The sequence below is a fragment of the Azohydromonas caseinilytica genome (assembly GCF_012927045.1).
GTDB lineage: Bacteria > Pseudomonadota > Gammaproteobacteria > Burkholderiales > Burkholderiaceae_C > Azohydromonas > Azohydromonas caseinilytica.
In genome coordinates, this window is the sequence record NZ_JABBFW010000004.1 from 1 (window position 1) to 20,598 (window position 20,598).

The 20,598-nt window shown below is 66.4% G+C and carries 17 protein-coding genes and 2 pseudogenes; 13 read left to right on the forward strand and 6 right to left on the reverse strand.

What is annotated here, in order from left to right:
• Positions 1-380 precede the first annotated feature (380 nt).
• Complete coding sequence (locus HHL10_RS07155) at positions 381-1,421, reverse strand: transposase (protein WP_169159671.1); 1,041 nt, start codon at positions 1,419-1,421, stop codon at positions 381-383.
• A gap of 190 nt (positions 1,422-1,611) precedes the next feature.
• On the opposite strand from HHL10_RS07155, the pseudogene istA reads away from it, so the two are divergent.
• Both istA and istB read left to right on the forward strand, forming a co-directional pair.
• Positions 1,612-3,139, forward strand: a pseudogene (istA, locus tag HHL10_RS31320) (IS21 family transposase).
• A 19-nt stretch (positions 3,140-3,158) separates the two neighbouring features.
• Positions 3,159-3,968, forward strand: a pseudogene (istB, locus tag HHL10_RS07165) (IS21-like element helper ATPase IstB).
• Between the two features lie 392 nt (positions 3,969-4,360).
• On the opposite strand, the gene galE reads toward istB, so the two are convergent.
• From galE to HHL10_RS07180, 3 genes are read right to left on the reverse strand one after another with little or no spacing between them, the layout of a single operon-like run.
• Positions 4,361-5,398, reverse strand: a complete 1,038-nt coding sequence (gene galE / locus HHL10_RS07170; protein ID WP_169159672.1) for a UDP-glucose 4-epimerase GalE — start codon at positions 5,396-5,398, stop codon at positions 4,361-4,363.
• Entirely contained in the window at positions 5,395-6,603 is a 1,209-nt protein-coding gene (locus HHL10_RS07175) for a porin family protein (protein ID WP_169159673.1), read from the reverse strand. Before HHL10_RS07175 ends, galE begins: the two co-directional genes overlap by 4 nt.
• Before the next feature lie 24 nt (positions 6,604-6,627).
• Positions 6,628-8,097, reverse strand: coding sequence for an undecaprenyl-phosphate glucose phosphotransferase (locus HHL10_RS07180; RefSeq protein ID WP_235971171.1), 1,470 nt, complete (start codon positions 8,095-8,097; stop codon positions 6,628-6,630).
• A 70-nt stretch (positions 8,098-8,167) separates the two neighbouring features.
• On the opposite strand from HHL10_RS07180, the gene HHL10_RS07185 reads away from it, so the two are divergent.
• The 10 genes from HHL10_RS07185 (at position 8,168) to clsB (ending at position 17,992) form a co-directional block, all read left to right on the forward strand.
• On the forward strand, positions 8,168-8,692 hold the full coding sequence (locus tag HHL10_RS07185) for a hypothetical protein (RefSeq protein ID WP_235971174.1): 525 nt from the start codon (positions 8,168-8,170) through the stop codon (positions 8,690-8,692).
• Positions 8,689-10,260, forward strand: coding sequence for a ubiquinone biosynthesis regulatory protein kinase UbiB (ubiB, locus tag HHL10_RS07190; protein WP_169159674.1), 1,572 nt, complete (start codon positions 8,689-8,691; stop codon positions 10,258-10,260). Before HHL10_RS07185 ends, ubiB begins: the two co-directional genes overlap by 4 nt.
• 172 nt (positions 10,261-10,432) lie before the next feature.
• Positions 10,433-11,893 (forward strand): high affinity choline transporter 1, encoded by a 1,461-nt coding sequence (locus HHL10_RS07195; RefSeq protein ID WP_169159675.1) that lies wholly within the window; start codon positions 10,433-10,435, stop codon positions 11,891-11,893.
• A gap of 103 nt (positions 11,894-11,996) precedes the next feature.
• Positions 11,997-12,296, forward strand: coding sequence for an FmdB family zinc ribbon protein (locus tag HHL10_RS07200; protein WP_169159676.1), 300 nt, complete (start codon positions 11,997-11,999; stop codon positions 12,294-12,296).
• A gap of 25 nt (positions 12,297-12,321) precedes the next feature.
• Positions 12,322-12,984 (forward strand): DUF502 domain-containing protein, encoded by a 663-nt coding sequence (locus HHL10_RS07205; RefSeq protein WP_310734545.1) that lies wholly within the window; start codon positions 12,322-12,324, stop codon positions 12,982-12,984.
• A gap of 70 nt (positions 12,985-13,054) precedes the next feature.
• Complete coding sequence (gene aspS / locus HHL10_RS07210) at positions 13,055-14,845, forward strand: aspartate--tRNA ligase (RefSeq protein WP_169159677.1); 1,791 nt, start codon at positions 13,055-13,057, stop codon at positions 14,843-14,845.
• 113 nt (positions 14,846-14,958) lie between these two features.
• Positions 14,959-15,231, forward strand: coding sequence for a hypothetical protein (locus HHL10_RS07215; RefSeq protein ID WP_169159678.1), 273 nt, complete (start codon positions 14,959-14,961; stop codon positions 15,229-15,231).
• Between the two features lie 101 nt (positions 15,232-15,332).
• A complete protein-coding gene (gene nudB / locus HHL10_RS07220) occupies positions 15,333-15,842 on the forward strand; it encodes a dihydroneopterin triphosphate diphosphatase (protein ID WP_169159679.1) in 510 nt (169 codons plus the stop codon).
• A 3-nt stretch (positions 15,843-15,845) separates the two neighbouring features.
• Positions 15,846-16,664: an endonuclease/exonuclease/phosphatase family protein gene (locus HHL10_RS07225; RefSeq protein ID WP_169159680.1), complete on the forward strand. Its 819-nt coding sequence runs from the start codon at positions 15,846-15,848 to the stop codon at positions 16,662-16,664.
• Complete coding sequence (clsB, locus tag HHL10_RS07230; RefSeq protein ID WP_169159681.1) at positions 16,661-17,992, forward strand: cardiolipin synthase ClsB; 1,332 nt, start codon at positions 16,661-16,663, stop codon at positions 17,990-17,992. The genes HHL10_RS07225 and clsB overlap by 4 nt, the downstream gene beginning before the upstream one ends.
• A gap of 94 nt (positions 17,993-18,086) precedes the next feature.
• Here the strand turns inward: clsB and HHL10_RS07235 are convergent, their stop codons facing one another.
• Together HHL10_RS07235 and HHL10_RS07240 are read right to left on the reverse strand one after the other, a co-directional pair.
• Positions 18,087-18,917, reverse strand: coding sequence for a S1C family serine protease (locus HHL10_RS07235; protein WP_169159682.1), 831 nt, complete (start codon positions 18,915-18,917; stop codon positions 18,087-18,089).
• Positions 18,918-19,049: 132 nt separating this feature from the next.
• Complete coding sequence (locus HHL10_RS07240; protein ID WP_169159683.1) at positions 19,050-19,433, reverse strand: DUF805 domain-containing protein; 384 nt, start codon at positions 19,431-19,433, stop codon at positions 19,050-19,052.
• A gap of 58 nt (positions 19,434-19,491) precedes the next feature.
• Between HHL10_RS07240 and HHL10_RS07245 the strand changes: the two genes are divergently transcribed.
• Complete coding sequence (locus tag HHL10_RS07245) at positions 19,492-20,592, forward strand: ligase-associated DNA damage response exonuclease (protein WP_169159684.1); 1,101 nt, start codon at positions 19,492-19,494, stop codon at positions 20,590-20,592.
• Positions 20,593-20,598 lie beyond the last annotated feature (6 nt).

Genomic DNA, 20,598 nt, shown 5'->3' on the forward strand with positions numbered 1-20,598 from the left:
ATCCATGCAGCACATCCTGGTGCAACGGGCATTGGCGGGCCAGTATTTACAAACGCCTGCAGCCATCATTGAGAACCTGGAGTGCGCCGCCCAGGCATGGAACAGAAACCCCACGCCGTTTGTCTGGGGAGGCCCTCGACAAGGCCGGCGACGCAGGGCACGGGAGCGGATGCATCGACTGGCGGCTTCAGGCGCGTGTGTCCTTCGACCGCTGCGTCGCTCAAGACCGGTTATGACTAAATTCCACCCATCGTGCCGGATGACCCACTAGTTTGGTGCCAAGGTGAACAGCGATCACGGTCGTGGTCAGGTCGGCGTTACATGCGCGGGTGACGCAGTACCGGCAGAGCCGGCGGTGCGCCAGCCAGAGAACAAAGTGGCTAGAAACTGCAGGCACGAAAAAACAGCTCCGATACCCAACCGGGCAATGGCGCGCAGCAGCCAGGGCAGGTTGTAGCCGACGACGCACAACACCGTATGCAAGGCCACCTTCCGAGCCGTTGAGCCAGCAGGGCTGGCGCTCGTATTTGGCATGGCCGATGGCTGGCTTGATGACTTGGCGTCGGCGGGGCTGAGGTTGGGTGAGCCGCTTGACCTTGCCGCGGTGAATGAGTTGCACAGGCGCCACGGCCGCGTCCACATCGCAGTAGCCCAACTCCACCACCACGGCGACCTTGGGCGCCACGCCGATATTTTGCAGCAGCGTGGTGGCCTGCTCCCATCGCGCAGCCAGTGTGTGGCCGTCTCCAGACCTGCAGCGCAGCACGGGTCTTTCCGCCGAGGTGGACCATCTTTCGTTGCACGTCGTGCAGCAGCGCTCCGAGGAGCGTGCGCTGGTGTCGCAGCGTACGGCCCCGCCAAGAGGTCTGCTTGGCGCGCGCATAGCTGCCAGCATTGCGCTCCAACTCGCAGCCCTCGCGCTCGAAAGTCTCGCGTAGTCTGAGATCGGCACGCCGAGCCAGCCGAGCGATCTTCTGGCGTGCAACCTCCTGCAGCCGGCTATTGGTGGGGAAGGCGATGGTCTTCTCTTGCACCGTGGTGTCCACCGTCACCATCTCCAGCTCGGCCTTCTTCACCGCCTTCATCGCCACCGCGGCTTCGATGGTGGACTTGAGTAGCTGCTCCACGCCGGCCTCGCCCAGCACGCGGCGGAAGCGCCCGATCTGCGTGGCGTCGCACGGCAGCCGCGGCTCGTAGTACTCCATGCCGCTGGAGAACTGCCAAACGACGTTCTCGCTCCAGCGCTCCATGACCGATTCGTCGCTCTCGTTGTAGGCGTGCTTGAGGTACAGCAGCGAGACCATGAGCCGGATGGGCAGCCGCGGCCGTCCGGCATGGCTCACGCCCGCGCCGGCCACGGCAAGCGTCGGGCCGAAAAGGTCCGCACCTTCGATGCTGCGCCGCGTGTCACTTTCCGCCATATAGGCGCCATGGCGTTTTCGGCGTCATGGAGCCACGCGGTTTCCGCCGTAATGGAGCCACTTCGTTTTCGGCATATAGGAGCCACCCAGGGCTGACGGACACCTCGATCTGAGCCCGGCCGCATCGGTGCTGAAGTGCGTGCCACACCAGGCAAGCACGGAGGCAGCGATGGGCCGAAGGAGATTCGAGATGTTCCAGTACCGATCCGTGCTGGCGCAGATCCGGCGCGGCGCGTCCGACCGCGAGCTCGCACGCAGCCACGCCATGGGCCGGCGCAAGCTCGGCGAGTTCCGGGCACTGGCCGCCGTGCAGGGCTGGCTCGACGCCGAGGCGCCGCTGCCGGACGAGGCGCAGATCGCCGCGGCGCTGGAGCCGGCGAAGCAGGCTGCCCGCACCGTCTTCGCACCGTCAGCGCATCCAGGAGTGGCTGGAGCAGTCGGTGCCCGCCACCGCGATCGCCGGCCGCGCTCAAGTGCAACCACGGCTACCCGGGCAGCTACTCGTCGCTGTACCGGATGATCGTCTCCATCCGCGGCGAGACGCCGCCGGCGGCCACCGTGCCGCTGGCGTTCGCGCCGGGCGAGGCGGCGCAGGTGGACTTCGGCGCCGGGCCGAAGCTGTTGCACCCCGACGGCAGCGTGCGGCGCACCTGGGCGTTCGTGATGACGCTGTGCTTCAGCCGCCACCAGTACGTCGAGTTCGTCTGGGACCAGACGGTGGCGACCTGGCTGGGCTGCCACCGCCGCGCCTTCGAGTGGTTCACCGCGGTACCCAGGCGGCTGGTGATCGACAACGCCAAGTGCGCCATCAGCAAGGCCTGCATCCACGACCCGGTGGTGCAGCGCGCCTACGCCGAGTGCGCCGAAGGCTGGAGGTTCCGGATCGACCCTTGTCCCCCAGGCGACGCCCCTAAAAAAGGAATCGTCGAAGTGGGGGTCAAGTTCGTGAAGATGAACTTCCTGCCCCTGCGCCAGTTCCGCGACTTGGCCGACCTCAACGCGCAGGCCTGCGGCTGGGTGATGGACGAGGCCGGCCAGCGCGTGCACGGCACCACGCGCCAGAAGCCGCTGACGCTGTTCGAGCTGGACCGGGCGCACATGCTGGAGCTGCCCGCCGTCGCGCCCGACCTGGGCACCTGGCACCGCGTCACGGTGCACCGCGACTGCCACGTCGCCCACGAGCGGGCGCTGTACCCGGTACCGTTCACGCTGGTGGGCAAGACGCGTCAGACCGGTGGTCTGACCTACGCGCCACCGACACGGCGGTGTTCGTCTACCACGAGCACCAGCTGGTGGCCACGCACCGGCGCGCGCAGCGCCCGGGCGAGCGCGTGAGCGTGCGTGACCACCTGCCGCCGGAGGCCCAGCTCTTCTTCGCCCACGACCGCGCCTGGTGCCTGCGCCAGGCGCGCGAGGTCGGCACCGCGTGCGCCGAGCTCATCGAGCAGATGCTCACCGACCGGATCCTGGAGCGGCTGCGCGCCGCCCAAGGCGTGCTGCGCATGCGCGACACCTACGGCGCCGAGCGGCTCGAAGCCGCGTGCGCGCGGGCGCTGCTGCATGCCAGCCCGTTCTACCGCACGGTCAAGATCATCCTGGCCGGCGGCTACGACCGACAGCCGCTGAGTGTGGCCGAGTTCGGCCACGTGCACGCGCCCGGCGCACGCTTCGTGCGCAGCGCGCAGCTGCTGTTCGACCCCGACGCTCCGCGTCACTGACCCACCTGGAGTGCTTGCCATGAACCCCATGCCAGTGCTGAGCCCGCACCTGAAGCAGCTGCGCCTCTCAGGCATCCTCGACTCGCTGGAGGCCCGTAACCGCCAGGCCATCGAGTCCAAGCTCGCCTACACCGAGTTCCTTGCCTTGCTGGTGGAGGACGAGGTCGCGCGGCGCGAGCAGAAGAAGTTCGTCACCCGGCTGCGGCGCGCCGCCTTCCGCAGCAGCAAGACGCTGGAGCAATTCGACTTCGAGCGGCTGCCCCAGCTCAACCGCGCCCTGGTGCACGAGCTCGCCACCGGGCGCTACCTGGAGGAGAAGTCGCCGGTCCTCATCGTGGGCCCGTGCGGCACGGGCAAAAGCCACTTGGCCCAGGCCCTGGGCCACTGTGCAGTGCGCCAGGGCGTGGACGTGGCCTTCATGACCTGCAGCCAGCTCACCGCCTCGCTCAACGCCGCCCGCGCCACCGGCGGCTACGAGCGACGGCTGGCCAACCTGGCGCGCGTGCCACTCCTGATCATTGACGACTACGGCCTCAAACCACTGCGGCCGCCGGCTGACGAGGACCTGCACGAGCTCATGGCCAAGCGCTACGAAAGCGTGACCACCATCGTCACCAGCAACCTTGACTTCCAGGAGTGGGACTAGGCCTTCCCGGCCAACAAGCTACTGGCCAGCGCCACGCTGGACCGCATGCGCCACAACGCCTACTGCCTGGTGCTCGACGGCGCGAGCTACCGCATGCCGCGGCAACTCCCTACCCGTCGTCCACAACCGGCTTGCCAGCGGCTCCAAGGCCGCCCAAGCTTGAGGCCGTCACCGGTGTCCTGAGAGCCCTTCGACGTGGCTCCTATATGCCGAAAAAGCCCGGCTCCTATATGCCGGAAAGTGACACCCCGCGCGGTCCTTGTGTGCCAGAACCGGCGCCAGGGCCGCTTCGATGTCCTTCCACAACATGCGCGTGGCCAGCACGGCCAGTGGGTGGCGCATGTCGATCATGGTCTCCAGCCGGGCGCGGAAGAAGTCGTCGGTACTCAGCGGGCAGGCTCCAGAACTCCCAGAAACCGAATACCAGTAGAGCGTAATCCGGTAGTTTCTACCATCGGCGCAAGCCCCGAAACTTCAATGCCGGCGCGGGCTTACAGAGTTATGCAGGCCCGACTAACTAGGGTTTGGGTGCTAATTTGCCTATCTCTAACTGGGTGCGACTGTGTGTGCTGCTTTCACTCGTAGCCGTTGGGATTCTTAGATTGCCATCGCCAGCTATCAGTGCACATGCGATTCAGGTCGTGACGAGCACTCCATCCAAGTATTTTATGTGCAAAGGCTGGATCAGCATAACAAGCGGCAACGTCACCTGGACGGCGCGCCGCGATTTTGAATGGAATTGTGTGTCCACACGCATCTTCGTAAGCTCCTACGACTTCCAAGACGCTGTATCCTTGACCAGTACCTAAATTTACAGTGAGTGACTCATCGTTCTCGAGCAGGCGGTCTAGTGCCGCAACATGGCCTTCTGCTAAATCTGTCACATGAATATAATCGCGCACACCTGTTCCATCCGGGGTGGGGTAGTCGTTTCCGAAGATTTGCAAAAATGGACGCCTGCCTATTGCTACCTGTGCAACGTAGGGCATGAGATTATTGGGTGTATCGCGGGGGTCCTCGCCAATATCGCCGCTCTCATGGGCTCCAACAGGATTGAAGTAACGCAAGCAAGCCGTTTGCCATTGTGGATCTGAAGCGCCAAGATCTTTTAATATCTGCTCGCCCATCAGCTTTGTCTGACCATATGGGTTGGTGGCGGACAGACTGGCATCCTCTGTAATGGGCAGTTTCTTCGGTATACCGTATACCGTGGCGCTAGAGCTGAATACAAAGCGTTTGCACTTGTGTCGCCGCATCGTGCGGCATACCGTCAGCAAGCCGCCCAAGTTGTTGGTGTAGTACTCCAAGGGGCGCTGTGTGGACTCCCCAACTGCCTTGAATGCAGCAAAATGAATAACTGCTTGAGGCTGATGGCGTGAAAAAATGCCCTCCAGAGAGTGTGTGTCACAGATATCGGCCTGTTCAAAAACAATAGGTTGTGTGCTCAAGCGCTTCAGGCGTGCCAATACCTGTGGAGAGCTGTTGCTGAAATTGTCTATGCCTACGACGCGATAGCCGGCCGCTTGTAGTGCGAGCCACGTATGGGATCCGATATATCCAGTAGCGCCTGTTAAAAGCACGGTGCACTTGGTGGGCAAGATGTTTGTGTTCATTTTAATGCTGCTTGTAAATAACAATTGGCTGTGTTGGCCTTATAGGAGAAGCTTAAGTTTGACTCGGTGCTACGCGACTCGCGGGCTACATTGCAACCAACAGAGACATTGTTGGTGGCTGTCCATGTCGCGCCTAAGCTTGCTAGGCGTGTGGTATCGCTGCCCCGCTGCATCGGTGCACCAGATGGAGCAAAATTGACCAGTTTCCTATCGCTGTAGCGCATGCTGGCATTGAAGGTAATCTTCGAGGTTGCTTTCCATGCTCCGTCCAACATCACCGAGTTGGTAACGCGAGAGCCCGCGATGGGCTGATTGGGGGTATTGTCTGTAAAGCGTTCACTATCATCAGCATCGCGCAATAAAGAGGTTGTGAGTGCTAATTTGCCGGTTGGCTCCCATTTCCAGCGCAGCAGTCCTGTTAGTCCCGAAAAATCACGTTGTCTAGCTGAATCATAACGGCGCCGTTCATGAATGATTTTGCCGTCGAGATGGCTGGCACCTGAAACTGCCCAGTCACCAGTGAATTCTACTCCATGGCTATTGTACGCATCAGGTAGAGAAGGATATTTCCCGCGGGCTTCAACTGCTGCAGCGCCAAGCGTCAGTAAATCGCTCTTGTGCCAACGGGCACCGATTCGCAGCGCACGGCGATTATTTTCTCTGGAGCGGAAAGCAGGAGAGGAGTAATCGACTTCGCGAGCATTAAGTGCACCAAACACCTGTAAATCGTTTCTTGCCGTGCCGCGCTGTACAGAGGCACTAAAACTGCGCTCGCGTTCAATGTTTTTTTCTTGCAGTGTCTCCTGAAACAGGGTGCTGTACGACGCCAGTGACTTCTCGGTGCCGAGCTTAAGTGCACCGGAGAAATTGCCTACGGTTTCCCAGTCCAGTCCTGATGCAAGCTTGTAGCCTGTGTTGTTCAACTCCTGAAGCTTATCAAAACGTTGCCGACGCAACTCAAGATCTGCATACACACGTTGTCGGCTGATAGGCTGGTTGAGGCCCGCAAGCAAAGCTCCCGTGGTGATCGAGTCCGATTGAGGCCCTTTAGCTTCAGGTACTCGGAAGATGTTGGAGTCGTGCCCTCGGCTGAGCGAGGCGCCCAAGTAGTACGGACTCATCTGGGCGTGGCTTGAAGTCACTACAGTAGCAAACAGCAGCCAACCGGCGGCGCTACGACACGCGCGTGGCAGGGTGTTAGTCAAAAGCATTTCTCCAGCGACGGCTTTTTAGTAAGCATTTCGGTCGAAGAAAACCAGCCGCGCTGTGCGCATCATGATGTGCAGATCCAGAGCGAGCGACCAGTTACGCAGGTACTCCAGATCGTATTCCACACGGGCCTGCATTTTGTGGACCGTATCGGTCTCGCCACGGTGACCATTGACCTGTGCCCAACCCGTAATGCCTGGTTTGACCTTGTGGCGCACCATGTACGCCTTGATCAGCTTGCGGTACTCCTCGTTATGAGCAACGGCATGCGGGCGTGGGCCGACGATGCTCATGCTGCCCTGGAGTACGTTAAAGAACTGCGGCAACTCGTCCAATGATGTGCGGCGCAAGAACGCACCCGCAGGCGTGATACGAGGGTCCTGGCGCGTAGCCTGTCGAACCACGGCGCCATCATCTTGGCATGTCATGGTACGAAACTTGTAGACCAGGATCTCGCTGCCATCGAGGCCGTTACGTCGCTGCTTGAAGATGACCGGACCGGGCGAGCTGAACTTTACACAGATGGCAATGACCACCAGCAATGGCGAAATCAACACCAAGATCAGAGAGGCCAATACCAAGTCGGAAATCCGCTTGACAAGCTCATTAGTGCCCGTGAATGGAGTTTCGCAAATGCCCACTACGGGAATGCCATTCATATCCTGAAGTCTGCCTTGGATGATGCTGATACCGAAGACGTCAGGTACAAAGAAGATGGAGGCCGTGGTGCCTTGAAGTGACTCCAGAAGTTCCACGATGCGAGGCTGCAAGCCCAAAGGCAGCGTGATGTATACCTCCTTGATCCCATGAGTACGGATGTAGGGCGCCACGTCCTGCAGAGTGCCCAGCAAGCTGGTGGCGTCCTCGTGCACTCGCGCGTCGTGACGATCGTCAAAGTGCCCCACGAATTCACTTCCCTGGTCGCTGCTCTCTCTCAAGGCGCGGGCTACCTTTACACCGAGCAAACCACTACCTACCACGACTGCGGGACGCCGCAGGACGAGCCGAGTGGCGCGACGGCGCAGCACGACTTGTCCTGCGCATACTCCTAGCCAGATAAGAATAGGCGTAGTGAGCGCCCAGCTCAGCAGAACACGCCGGTCGAAGTAGCCCAAGCTTTGCGTGGCGTAGCCGCACAACAGCAAGGCAAGCAGCAGAACGACCCAGCTGTTGATGATGTCTATGGCTGCAGCGAAGAGCGGGTCCTTGAAGCGTTGCCGCCCCGGGAACGTGAGCGCAAAGACCAAAAGACCCAGAACCAGGGCCGGACGCTCGATGGGCTGGCCATACCAGCGCGTGGACAGCAGGAAGACGGCTACAGCAATCGCGGGCTCCATGAAGGCCGCCACGAGGCTCGTGACTGACTGTGGTGCGCTGTAGAACGTCCGTTTGTAACTGCGATGGGCGATCATGGAATCCGGTTGAACAGCAACGGACGCGGCACGTTCATGCCTGCGCACCAGCTCCTTACCCCATTTATTGAAAGCCATTCTCAGCCTTGGGACCGCCGAGCCCGCTTCGCTTCCCGTGGATGCGGGCGTCCAAATCTGGGTGCCTACAATGCCGCGCATGTTGCACGCCCTTAATGCCCTGCTGGCTCCAGCCCTGATGCAGCGGTTGACTCTGCTTTTGAATCACGTGCTTGACAGCGAACCCGTGGCGAGGCAGTTGCTGCGCCCGCGTGACGGCGCGCTGGTGCAGTTGCATCTGGAGCGCTGGCCGCGTCTGTTGCCGCCATTGCCCACGCTGTGCTGGCGCGTTACGCCGGCGGGGCTGCTGGAGTGGTGTGAGACGCCGCCGGCCGCGGCCCAGCTGCATGTGCGGGTGGACGCGTCCAATCCTGCAGCTCTTGTCGCCCAGTCGTTGACCGGCTCACAGCCTACGGTGCAACTCGATGGCGACGCGGCGCTGGCTGCTGACATCAACTGGCTGCTGCAGAACCTGCGCTGGGACGTTGCCGCGGATCTGGAGCGGGTGCTGGGCGCCGCGGCGGCGCAGCAGCTCAGCGCGGTGGGCGCAGCGCTGGCGCGCGGACTGCGGCAGGCCCTGCTCGGCGGCGCGGCGCGCTGGCGTGCCGGCTCATGAGGCAGTTCGCGCGGTTTCTCTACATCGCGTTCACCGTCCTGCGCTTCGGGCTGGACGACATCGCGCTGTCGCATTTCCGCCAGCGCTGGGTGCGCGCGCTGGCCGCCGTGGTCACTTTGGGCCGGCGTTACGACGAGTCGCGTGGCGTGCGCCTGCGCCGCGCGCTGGAGCGGCTGGGGCCAATCTTTGTGAAATTCGGTCAGGTGCTGTCCACGCGGCGTGATCTGCTGCCGCTGGACATTGCCGATGAGCTGGCCCGGCTGCAGGACCGCGTGCCCCCGTTTCCGAGCGCGCAGGCCGTCGCCCTGGTGGAAGCGGCTTTCGGGCGTCGCATCGACGAGGTGTTCTCGTATTTCAGCCCGGAGCCCGTGGCCAGCGCTTCCATTGCACAGGTGCACTTCGCGACCCTGCGCGATGGCCGCGAGGTGGCGGTGAAGGTGCTGCGTCCGGGCATGCTCTCGATCATCGAGGACGACCTGGCCCTGCTGCACCGGTTTGCGCGCTGGATGGAGCGCACCAGCACCGATGCACGCCGGCTCAAGCCGCGCGAGGTGGTGGCCGAGTTCGACATCTACCTGCACGACGAACTGGACCTGGTGCGCGAGGCCGCCAATGCAGCGCAGCTGCGCCGCAACATGGAAGGGCTCAACCTCGTGCTGGTGCCCGAGATGCTGTGGGACCTGTGCGCGCCGGGCGTGATCGTGATGGAGCGCATGCACGGTGTGCCCATCAGCCAGATCGGCCGGCTGCGTGAGGCGGGTGTGGACATTCCCAAGCTGGCCCGCGACGGCGTGACGATCTTCTTCACGCAGGTGTTTCGCGACGGCTTTTTCCATGCCGACATGCACCCGGGCAACATCCAGGTCAGCCTGGAGCCGGCCACCTTCGGCCGCTACATCGCGCTCGACTTCGGGATCATGGGCACGCTCACCGAGGTGGACAAGGAGTACCTGGCGCAGAACTTCATCGCCTTCTTCCGGCGTGACTACAAGCGGGTGGCGGAGCTGCATCTGGAGTCGGGCTGGGTGCCGCCGGACACGCGCATCGACGCGCTGGAGTCGGCCATCCGCGCCGTGTGCGAGCCGCATTTCGACCGTCCGCTCAAGGACATCTCGCTGGGTCAGGTGCTGCTGCGGCTGTTCCAGACGTCGCGCCGCTTCAACGTGGAGATCCAGCCGCAGCTGGTGCTGCTGCAGAAAACGCTGCTCAACGTGGAAGGGCTGGGCCGCCAGCTCGATCCCGAGCTGGACCTGTGGGCCACGGCCAAGCCCTTCCTGGAACGCTGGATGAACGAGCAGATCGGCTGGCGCGCCCTGGTGGACCGGCTCAAGCACGAGGCGCCTCATTACGCGCGGCTGTTGCCCGAGATGCCGCGCCTGCTGCATCACGCGCTGCAGCGCGCGCCCGGCAAGGCCGACGATTCGCAAGCCCTGCTGGCGGCCATCCTGGGCGAGCAGCGCCGCACCAACCGGTTGCTGCAAGGCATCCTGTGGGGCGGACTGGGTTTCGCGCTGGGGGTGGGCCTGATGCGTCTGGCGCTGCGGCTGCACATGCTGGCGCCGGCCTGAAGCTGGCCAAAGCCGCTGTCGCGGCGTGACTCAGTACCGGCGTCGCCGCTGCGGTGGCCCGGCGTCGTGGCATGTCCGGCTTTTACCCCCGCAGGGCAGGGGATAATGCGTCCCCCTCTGCGCTGCCGCCGCCGCGGCTCCTCCCCCCAGCCCTTCTCCCGCAGGTCGTTCCATGCTGCTGACCCTGGTCCTCTTTTACCTGCTGTTGACCATCGCCATCGGCCTGTGGGCTGCCAAGCGGGTCAAGAACACCTCGGACTTCGCCGTGGCCGGGCGGCACCTGCCGCTGGTGATGATCGTCACCACCACCTTCGCCACCTGGTTCGGCTCTGAAACCGTACTGGGCATCCCTGCCAAGTTCGTGCAGGGTGGCCTGGGCGCGGTGGTGGAGGACCCCTTCGGTGCCGGCAGCTGCCTGATCCTGGTGGGGATGTTCTTTGCCGCCAAGCTCTACCGCATGTCGCTGCTGACCATCAGCGACTACTACCGCGAGCGCTACGGCCGCGCTGTCGAGGTGGTGTGCTCGATCATCATCATCCTCAGCTACTTGGGCTGGGTTTCGGCGCAGGTCACGGCGCTGGGGCTGGTATTCAACCTGCTCTCGGGCGGCGCCATCAGCGTGCCGCTGGGCATGATCCTGGGCACGGCGTCCATCCTGGCCTACACGCTGTTCGGCGGCATGTGGTCGGTGGCGGTGACGGATTTCATCCAGATGATCATCCTGGTCGGCGGTCTGGCCATTATCGCCTTCTTCGCCGCCGATCAGGCCGGCGGCGCCGACAAGGTGATCGCGCTGGCTTCCAGCAAGGACCTGTTCCGCTTCCTGCCCGAGCCGAGCTTTACCGACATCCTGTTCTTCATCGCCGCCGCGATCACGATGATGCTGGGCTCGATTCCGCAGCAGGACGTGTTCCAGCGCGTGATGTCGGCCAAGGACGTGAACGCGGCCACCAAGGGTCCCGTCATTGGCGGCCTCTGCTACATCCTCTTTGCCTTCGTGCCGATGTTCCTGGTCACGAGTGCGCTGATCATCATGCCGGAGCAGGCGACGCGGCTCATCGAGGAGGACCCGCAAAAGGTGCTGCCCACGCTGGTGCTGGAGCACATGCCTTTCGTGATGCAGGTGCTGTTCTTCGGCGCACTGCTGTCGGCGCTCAAGAGCACGGCCTCGGCCACGCTGCTGGCGCCGTCGGTGACCTTCGTGGAGAACGTCTGGCGCCAGTTCTTCCCGCGCCAGGGCGACCGCGAGGAGCTGCGCACCATGCGGCTGGCGGTGCTGGTCTTCAGCATCCTGGTGTGCGCCTACGCCATCGCATCCGAAGGCACGCCGATCTACGACATGGTCTCCGGCGCCTACCAGGTGCCGCTGGTGGGCGCCTTCGTGCCGCTGCTGGCCGGCCTGTACTGGAAGCGCGCCACCACGCAGGGCGCCATCTTCTCGATCGTGCTGGGCCTGCTGACCTGGCTGCTGTTCCTGGCTACGCCGGCCGGCGAGGCGTTCCCGGCACAGCTTGCGGGCGTGCTGATGAGCGCGCTGGGCATGCTGCTGGGATCGCTGGGGCCGCAGGCGCTCAGGAACCGCCATGGCTCGCACCATGCGCTGCGCGGCCTGGACAGCGGCTTGAAAGCCTGATCGGCGACCCTATCTGCCGCCGCGGGTGCGGCGCCTATCCCTTGCGACATCGCCGCCCCACCTCGGGCTTTATAATTTTTCGTTTTGCATCAAAGGCTTAGCCATGCCGATCTACGCTTATCGCTGTTCTGCCTGCGGTCACGCGAAGGACGTGCTGCAGAAACTCTCCGACCCCGTGCTGAGCACCTGCCCGGCCTGTGGCGCCGAGGCCTTCAGCAAGCAGCTCACCGCCGCGGGCTTCCAGCTCAAGGGTTCGGGTTGGTATGTGACCGACTTCAAGGGCGGCAGCGGCGGCACGTCGGCCCCAGCTGCCAAGACGGCCGAGCCGGCCGCCGCCTCGACGTCGTCGTCCGAGTCCGCCGCGCCGGCGGCCGGCTGCGGCGGCTCCTGCGCCTGCCATTGATGCATCGGCGCAAAGGCCTTCGCGCGTGAAAAAGTACATCGTCGCCGGGCTGCTGGTGTGGCTGCCGCTGGCCGTCACCATCTGGGTGCTGAGCTCGGCGCTCGGCATGCTGGACGGCGTGTTCGTGACCGTGCTGGCGGCGATCACCCGGGTGCTCCCGCCCACGGCGCAGTCCGGCATCGAGCAACTGCGCGACGTGCCGGGCCTGGGCGTGGTGGTGGTGGTGGTGGTGCTGCTGCTCACCGGCATGTTCGTGGCCAACGTCTTTGGCCAGTGGTGGCTGCGGCAGTGGGACCGGCTCATGGGCCGCATTCCCATCGTCAAGTCGATCTACAGCTCGGTGAAGCAGGTCTCGGACACGCTGTTCTCCAGCAGCGGCAACGCCTTCCGCGAGGCCGTGCTGGTGCAGTACCCGCGCGCGGGTTCCTGGACCATCGCCTTCGTCACCGGGCGTCCCGGTGGCGAGGTGGCCACGCAGCTCGGCGGCGAGCACCTGAGCCTGTACGTGCCCACCACGCCCAACCCGACCTCGGGCTTTTTCCTGATGGTGCCGCGTGCCGACGTGGTGCCCTTGCAGATGAGCGTGGACGAGGCGCTCAAGTACATCATTTCGATGGGCGTGGTCGCCCCGCCCGCACCCGCGGTCGCGTCCGCCGCACCGCTGCCGCTGCGCAATCGCGCCGGCTGAACCCGCCGGCGCTTCATTCCCTCAGGCTGCCGGCCGCGGCGGCCTCCCGAACCAGTTCCTGGAGCCAACAATGAGAAGCAGCTACTGCGGCCGTGTCAGCGAAGCGCTGATGGGCCAGACCGTGACCCTGATGGGCTGGGCCCACCGCCGCCGCGACCACGGCGGCGTGATCTTCATCGACCTGCGCGACCGTGAAGGCATCGTGCAGGTGGTGTGCGACCCGGACCGCCCGGAGATGTTCGCCACCGCCGAGGGCGTGCGCAACGAGTTCTGCCTGAAGGTCGTGGGCAAGGTGCGCGCGCGCCCGGCCGGCACCGAGAACGCCAACCTGGTCAGCGGCAAGATCGAGGTGCTGTGCCACGAGCTGGAGGTGCTCAACCCCAGCGTGACGCCCCCGTTCCAGCTCGACGAGGAAAACCTCTCCGAGACCACGCGCCTGACGCACCGCGTGCTGGACCTGCGCCGCCCGTACATGCAGAACAACCTCATCCTGCGCTACCGCGTGGCGATGGAAGTGCGCAAGTACCTCGACGAGCAGGGCTTCATCGACATCGAGACGCCGATGCTCACCAAGAGCACGCCCGAAGGTGCGCGCGACTACCTGGTGCCTTCGCGCGTGCACGACGGCATGTTCTTCGCGCTGCCGCAGTCGCCCCAGCTGTTCAAGCAGCTGCTCATGGTCGCGGGCTACGACCGCTACTACCAGATCACCAAGTGCTTCCGCGACGAGGACCTGCGCGCCGACCGCCAGCCCGAGTTCACGCAGATCGACCTGGAGACCAGCTTCCTCACCGAGCAGGAGATCCGTGACCTCACCGAGGGCATGATCCGCCACGTCTTCCGCAAGGCGCTCGATGTCGAGCTGGGCGAGTACCCGGTGATGACCTACGCCGACGCGATGCGGCTGTACGGCTCCGACAAGCCCGACCTGCGCGTCAAGCTGGAGTTCACCGAGCTCACCGACGTGATGGCCGACGTGGACTTCAAGGTGTTCAGCACCCCGGCCACCACGAAGGGCGGCCGCGTGGCGGCGCTGCGCGTGCCCGGCGGCGGCGAGATGAGCCGCGGCGAGATCGACGGCTACACCGAGTTCGTCAAGATCTACGGGGCCAAGGGCCTGGCCTGGGTCAAGGTCAACGACCTGTCCAAGGGCCGCGAGGGCCTGCAGTCGCCCATCGTCAAGAACCTGCACGACCGCGCCATCGAGCAGATCCTCGCCCGCACCGGCGCGCAGAGCGGCGACCTGATCTTCTTCGGTGCCGACAAGGCCAAGGTGGTGAACGACGCCCTGGGCGCGCTGCGCGTCAAGGTCGGCCACAGCGACTTCGGCCGCGCCAAGGGCCTGTTCGAGGACCGCTGGGCGCCGCTGTGGGTGGTGGACTTCCCGATGTTCGAGCACGACGAGGAAGAGGACCGCTGGGTCGCCGTGCACCACCCGTTCACCGCGCCCAAGGATGGGCACGAGGACCTGATGGACACCGACCCCGGCGCCTGCCTGGCCAAGGCCTACGACATGGTGCTCAACGGCTGGGAACTCGGTGGCGGCTCGGTGCGTATCCACCGCGCCGAGGTGCAGAGCAAGGTGTTCAGCGCGCTCAACATCGGCCCGGAAGAGGCGCAGCTCAAGTTCGGCTTCCTGCTCGACGCGCTGCAGTACGGCGCGCCGCCGCACGGCGGCCTGGCCTTCGGCCTGGACCGCCTGGTCACGCTCATGACCAAGGCCGAGTCGATCCGCGACGTCATTGCCTTCCCGAAGACGCAGCGCGCCCAGTGCCTGCTCACCGGCGCGCCCAGCGCCGTGGACGAGAAGCAGCTGCGCGAGCTGCACATCCGGCTGCGCAATCTCGCCGCCACGGCTTGATGCAGCGCAAGGACCGGGCATTCACGCCCGGTCCGTGGGGCTGTCGTGCGATACGGACAGGGCAGGGTGGAACTCAGGGTTTACACTACTAGGGTAAACACTGAGGACAAACCATGAAGACCCCGATCCTTGCCCTGGCCCTGCTGGTTGCCGCTGCCCTGGCCCAAGCCGAAACGGTGGCCCCGGCCGCTGCCGCTCCTGCCACCCAACCGGCGGCTGCTCGCGCCAACGCCGAGCACCCGGCCGTGCTGGCCGCGCGCCAGGCCCGCAGCGCTGGCATTGACGCCAACCGCTTCATCGTGCTGCCGCCGGCCAGCGCCCGCTGGACCAGCGGCCCCGCGGTGGACGCCAACGCCGTGCGCACGGCCGACGCCAGCGCCCGCTGATGTGCCATTCCCGTGCCCCGGGCGCGCGCGTGCGCGCCATGGCACGGCGGCCTTGACCGGCCGCGCCTGGAGGCGGTTTGCGCCCCGCTATGCTCGGCTGCATGCCTGCAGTCACACCTGAACTCCCCCGGCGTCCCTACAAGATCCCCGAGTCCGTCCTGGTGGTGATCCACACCCCGGCGCTGGACGTGCTGCTGCTGGAGCGGGCCGACCACCCCGGCTTCTGGCAAAGCGTCACCGGCTCCAAGGACCGTAGCGACGAGCCGCTGATCGACACCTGCGTGCGCGAGGTGGCCGAGGAAACCGGCATCGATGTGCATGCCCCGGGCATCGGCCTTGCCGCCCTGCGCGATTGGGGGCTGCGCAACGTGTACGAGATCTATCCCGTCTGGCGCCATCGCTACGCGGAGGGCGTCACCCACAACACCGAACATGTGTTCGGCCTGACGGTGCCCGCGGGCACGCCGGTGCGGCTGGCGCCGCGCGAGCATCTGGCGCAGCGCTGGCTGCCCTGGCGCGAGGCGGCGGCGGCGTGCTTCTCGCCCAGCAATGCCGAGGCAATCCTGCAGCTGCCGCGCTTCGTCGGGGCAGGGGCCGGAGCGGGGGCCTGAGCCATGGTGCTCAACCGCCTGCAGTCCACGCAGCTGCCCACGGCCTCGGCCAGGACCGAGAGCGACGTCGCGCTGCTGCGCGTGGCCACCTACAACATCCACAAGGGCGTGCGCGGCATCGGGCCGCGCAAGCGGCTGGAGATCCACAACCTCGGCCTGGGCGTGGAGGCACTGGACGCGGACGTGGTCTTCCTCCAGGAGGTGCGCCTCTTCCACACCCGCGAGGCCCGCAAGTTCGACCGCAGCAAGTTCGGCTGGCCGGAGCAGGGCCAGGCGCATTTCCTGGCGCCCGAGGGCTACGACGTGGCCTACCGCACCAACGCCGTCACGCGCCATGGCGAGCATGGCAACGCGCTGCTGTCGCGCTGGCCCATCGGCGACGTGGGCCACTTCGACGTCAGCGACCACCGCTTCGAGCAGCGCGGGCTGCTGCACGTGCCGGTGCAATGGGGCGGCATGACGGTGCACGCGGTGGTGGCGCATTTCGGACTGATCCACGCCAGCCGCGTGCGCCAGGTGCAGAAGCTTGCCGAGTTCCTGGAAGCCAACGTGCCCGCCAATGAGCCGCTGGTGGTGGCGGGCGACTTCAACGACTGGGCCGAGAAGCTCGATCCGCCGATGTGGGGCATCGGCCTGCAGCGTGCCCGCTCCGAGGGCGCGCGCGTGCACTGCCCGACATTCCCCTCGCTGGCGCCGGTGTTCGCGCTGGACCGCTTCTACCTGCGCGGCCTGCGCTGCCGCTCCACCTTCGTGCCGCGCGGCACCGCCTGGGCCCGCATGTCGGACCACCTGCCGCTGGTGGCCGAACTCGAAGCGGCATGAGCCCCGGGGCGCCGCCCTCCCATCGCCGCCGGGGTGGTGACGACGATGCCGCGCACGCGTCGGCGCTGCTGCACAACTGGTACGACCATCCGCGCGCCCTGTTCTGCGGCGGTAACGAGGTGAAGCTGCTGCGCGGCGGCTGCGAGCTGTTCCCGGCCATGTGCGAGGCCATCGCCGCGGCCCGCCACGAGGTGTGGCTGGCCACCTACATCTTTCACGACGACGAGGCCGGCCGCCTGGTGGCCGACGCGCTGGTGGCCGCGGCGCGGCGCGGCGTGCGCGTGCACGTGGTGGTGGACGGCTTCGGCAGCAAGGCCTCGCTGCCCGCGCTGCAGCAGTGGCTCGCTCCTGCGGGCGTGGAGCTGGCGGTGTTCCGGCCGGTGCGGCGCTGGTGGACGCTGCTGCAGCCGGGCCAGCTGCGCCGGCTGCACCAGAAACTGTGCGTGGTGGACGGCGAGCTGGGCTTCGTCGGCGGCATCAACATCATTGATGACTGCAACGACCTCAACCACGGCTACAGCGAGGCGCCGCGGCTGGACTACGCCGTGGCGGTGCGCGGCCCGGTGGTGGGACCGGTGCAGCAGACCGCGCGCGCCATGTGGTCGCGCGCCGCCTTCGGCCATGACTGGCCCGAGGAGATGAAGGCGCTGGCGCGCAGCAGCGAGCCGGTGGCGCGGGTGCGCGCGCTGCTGCGGCGGCTGCGCATCACGCCGCCGCTCAAGAGCCTGGCCTGCAGCGACGCCGAGCGCCCCGTGCGCGCCGCCTTCGTGGTGCGCGACAACCTGCGCCAGCGCCGCGCCATCGAGCGCAGCTACATCGACGCGCTGCGCCGCGCGCGCACGCGCATCGACCTGGTGTCGCCGTACTTCTATCCCGGCCACCTCTTCCGCCGCACGCTGCGCGACGCCGCGCGGCGCGGCGTGCAGGTGCGGCTGCTGCTGCAGGGCAAGCTGGACTACCGCATCGCCGGCCTGGCGGCGCAGGTGCTCTACGACGAGCTGCTGCGCCACGGCGTGCGCATCTTCGAGTACACGCCCGCCTTCCTGCACGCCAAGATCGCCCTGGTGGACGACGACTGGGCCACGGTGGGCAGCTCCAACATCGACCCGCTGTCGCTGCTGCTCAACCTGGAAGCCAACGTCATGGTGCGCGACCCCGACTTCGTGCGCGAGCTCGCCGCCGAGTTCAACGCGGCCATCGCCGTCTCGCGCGAGGTGCAGGCCGCCCAGGTGCGCGCGCGCGGCTTCTGGGGCGCGCTGCGCCGCGGCTTCGTGGCCTGGAGCGCGCATGTGTACCTGCGCGTGGCGGGCATCACCGGGCGCTACTGACTCCGGGTTCCCGTTCGCCCTGAGCTTGTCGAAGGGCTCGCAGGCTGGTCGGGACACAGGGCTTCGACAGGCTCAGCCCGAACGGCTTTCTTCTTCAGTCGGTAAGTGATTTCGACGGGAGCGTCGATGCTGCGGGCAGGGCAGCGCCGGAGGATGCCGATGCCCGGCGCAGCAGCTCGTGCGCATGCGCGATCGGGATGGCGTAGCTGATGCCCGATGGCTGCGTCAGCGCGCTCTCGCGCCCGGCCTTGACGAACACCATGTTCAGCACCGCCACCACCTCGCCGCTGGCAGCATCGAACACCGGGCTGCCGCTGTTGCCGGGGTAGGCGGTGGCGTCGAGCTGGTAGAGCTCGAACGGGCCTTCGCGCAGCTCGCGGATGGCCTGGTTGCTGAGCTGCTGCGCCGAGGCCTGCGGCAGCGAGGCCGGGGTGACGGCCGATACGATGCCGCGGTGCGTCACCGGCGAGTAGCCCAGCGCGCCGCCGATGGGAAAGCCGGTGAAGCCCACTTCCGTGCCTTCAGGCACCTCGCGCGCGGCGGCCAGCGGCAGCGTCGGCAGCGGCGTGCCCTCGATGGCCAGCAGCGCCAGGTCGTGGCGCCGGTCCAGCGCCAGCAGCGTGGCGCGGCGCACCTCGGCGCCTTCGCCGCGGCGGCGCGGGATGCCGATGGCCAGCGGCGCCGCGGCCTCGCTGGGCAGCGCCTCGGGCAGCACATGGGCGTTGGTCAGCACCCGGCGCCCGTCGCCCACCACGAAGCCCGTGCCCCTGAAACCCAGCCGCGGGTTGTCGGTGGCGCGCCAGGAACCCACCACCACCACGGCCGGCTTGACCTTGGGAATGAGCGCCGTGAGCTGCGCCATCGCGGGCGGCAGGCTGCCGGCCAGCAGCAGCGCGGCGACGGCGAGCGGGCGAAACTGGGGCATGTCAGGACGTCGGGAGAAGCCGTGCCGGTACCGGGTCGGCGAAGGTGCCCAGGGCAGCGGAAGACAAGAGGTGTGAGAAGAGGTGTGAGGCCCCGGGACGCCGGGAGCGGTTCGTGGCCGTATTCCGGCTGCTCACAGCTGATCGCTCAGGTCTTCGCCGTAGCGGTTGGAGCGGGGCGAGCCGGGCAGCAGGCCGTTTTCGATCAGCGTCCACAGCGGGCCGATCACGGGCACGAAGTTCACCAGCACCCACAGGCCGGACTTGTCGCGGTCGTGCCAGCGCTTGACCGACACCGCCAGCGCCGGCCAGGTCAGCAGCAGGTTGACCACGCTCTCGGCCTTCTCCTCGCTCATGCCAGCCACGCGCAGCAGCGTGTAGCCCAGCACGCCCACGCCCAGCAGCCCGAACACGCCGTACAGCCACCAGATGCGGCGCGGAATGCGGCCCTGAAAACCAAAGTAGATCTGTTGCGGGCTCATCGCCTCATCGGCGAGCCAGGTGGGAGACGGGGTCATGGGGCAATGCAACGAAGCGCAACACATTCTCCCATGCGGCCCCCGCCACAATGCCCCGATGGACCGTGCACAAGCCACAGCAGCGGCCGCGCGTGATCTCGTGGTCGAGCGCCCGCAGGGCCTCTACTGCCCGCCCGGGGACTTCTACATCGACCCCTGGCAGCCGGTGGAGCGCGCCGTGATCACCCATGCCCATGCCGACCACGCCCGCCGCGGCCATGCCCGCTACCTCGCCAGCGCCGAAGGCGAGGGCGTGCTGCGCGCCCGCATGGGAGCCGACATCGAGCTGCAGGCGCTGCACTGGGGCGAGGTGGTGGAGCACCGCGGCGTGTGCATCAGCCTGCACCCGGCCGGCCATGTGCTGGGCTCGGCGCAGGTGCGGCTGGAGCACACGGGCCAGGTGTGGGTGGTGTCGGGCGACTACTGGCTCAGCGGCCACGAGGCCGAGGCCAATCCGACCTGCACGCCCTTCGAGCCGGTGCGCTGCGACTGCTTCATCACCGAATCCACTTTCGGCCTGCCCATCTACCGCTGGCAGCCGCAGGCCGCGCTCTTTGCCGAGATCAACGCCTGGTGGGCCGATAACGCCGCCGCCGGCCGCGCCAGCGTGCTCATGGGCTATGCCTTCGGCAAGGCACAGCGGCTGCTGGCCGGCGTGGACGCCGCCATCGGCCCCATCGTCGTGCACGGCGCGGTGGAGCCGCTCAATGCCGCCTACCGCGCCGCCGGCGTGGCGCTGCCGCCCACGCACCGCGTCACCGAGCTGCCCAAGGAGGCCTTGAGGCGCGCGCTGGTGCTGGCGCCGCCCTCAGTGGCGGGCTCGCCCTGGCTGCGGCGCTTCGGCGAGGCCAGCGACGCCTTCGCCAGCGGCTGGATGGCGCTGCGCGGCGCGCGCCGGCGCCGCGGCGTGGACCGCGGCTTCGTGCTCTCCGACCATGCCGACTGGCCAGGGCTGCAACGCGCCATTGCTGCCACCGGCGCGCCGCGCGTCATCGTCACCCACGGCTACGAGGCCGTGATGGTGCGCTGGCTGCAGGAGCAGGGTTGCCAGGCCGGCGCCTTCCGCACCGAGTACGGCGACGAGGCCATCGAAGCCGAGGCATCCGGGATGGAGGAGGGCACGGCCGACGGACGTGACCCGGGAGAAGCTGCACGCTGACCTGCA

Excerpts from the sequence above, each read along its gene's own strand:
- HHL10_RS07155 (WP_169159671.1), bottom strand. The coding sequence starts at position 1,421 with ATGGCGGAAAGTGACACGCGGCGCAGCATCGAAGGTGCGGACCTTTTC.
- galE (WP_169159672.1), bottom strand. The coding sequence starts at position 5,398 with ATGAACACAAACATCTTGCCCACCAAGTGCACCGTGCTTTTAACAGGC.
- HHL10_RS07180 (WP_235971171.1), bottom strand. The coding sequence starts at position 8,097 with ATGGCTTTCAATAAATGGGGTAAGGAGCTGGTGCGCAGGCATGAACGT.
- HHL10_RS07185 (WP_235971174.1), top strand. The coding sequence starts at position 8,168 with ATGCCGCGCATGTTGCACGCCCTTAATGCCCTGCTGGCTCCAGCCCTG.
- ubiB (WP_169159674.1), top strand. The coding sequence starts at position 8,689 with ATGAGGCAGTTCGCGCGGTTTCTCTACATCGCGTTCACCGTCCTGCGC.
- HHL10_RS07195 (WP_169159675.1), top strand. The coding sequence starts at position 10,433 with ATGCTGCTGACCCTGGTCCTCTTTTACCTGCTGTTGACCATCGCCATC.
- HHL10_RS07200 (WP_169159676.1), top strand. The coding sequence starts at position 11,997 with ATGCCGATCTACGCTTATCGCTGTTCTGCCTGCGGTCACGCGAAGGAC.
- aspS (WP_169159677.1), top strand. The coding sequence starts at position 13,055 with ATGAGAAGCAGCTACTGCGGCCGTGTCAGCGAAGCGCTGATGGGCCAG.
- HHL10_RS07215 (WP_169159678.1), top strand. The coding sequence starts at position 14,959 with ATGAAGACCCCGATCCTTGCCCTGGCCCTGCTGGTTGCCGCTGCCCTG.
- nudB (WP_169159679.1), top strand. The coding sequence starts at position 15,333 with ATGCCTGCAGTCACACCTGAACTCCCCCGGCGTCCCTACAAGATCCCC.
- HHL10_RS07225 (WP_169159680.1), top strand. The coding sequence starts at position 15,846 with ATGGTGCTCAACCGCCTGCAGTCCACGCAGCTGCCCACGGCCTCGGCC.
- clsB (WP_169159681.1), top strand. The coding sequence starts at position 16,661 with ATGAGCCCCGGGGCGCCGCCCTCCCATCGCCGCCGGGGTGGTGACGAC.
- HHL10_RS07235 (WP_169159682.1), bottom strand. The coding sequence starts at position 18,917 with ATGCCCCAGTTTCGCCCGCTCGCCGTCGCCGCGCTGCTGCTGGCCGGC.
- HHL10_RS07240 (WP_169159683.1), bottom strand. The coding sequence starts at position 19,433 with ATGACCCCGTCTCCCACCTGGCTCGCCGATGAGGCGATGAGCCCGCAA.
- HHL10_RS07245 (WP_169159684.1), top strand. The coding sequence starts at position 19,492 with ATGGACCGTGCACAAGCCACAGCAGCGGCCGCGCGTGATCTCGTGGTC.